Here is a 237-nt window from a genome sequence, read left to right as displayed (position 1 = left end):
CTGCAGGAACAATGGAAGCATTGTTAAAGCATCATGACGACGCCGGAGCGAAAGCGACGGTGTTAACAGCGTACATAGAAGAGCCGGCTGGATATGGACGCATTGTTCGTAATGAAAGTGGGCATGTTGAAAAAATCGTTGCGCATAAAGATGCAAATGAAGTAGAGCGAGCTATTAAAGAAATTAATCCAGGTACGTATTGTTTTGATAATAAGGCACTTTTTGCTTCACTTTCTA

General features: G+C 41.8%; 1 protein-coding gene. It reads left to right on the top strand.

Annotated features, from left to right (window positions below):
• A partial coding sequence (locus tag JDS96_RS31525) for a sugar phosphate nucleotidyltransferase (RefSeq protein ID WP_274605987.1) occupies positions 1-237 on the top strand: 237 nt, incomplete at both ends.

The organism is Bacillus cereus group sp. N21, assembly GCF_016483395.1.
In the GTDB taxonomy this organism is placed as follows: Bacteria; Bacillota; Bacilli; order Bacillales; family Bacillaceae_G; genus Bacillus_A; species Bacillus_A pseudomycoides.
The sequence above is the reverse complement of the archived record's forward strand: the minus strand, read 5'-3'. Positions and strand labels throughout refer to the sequence as shown.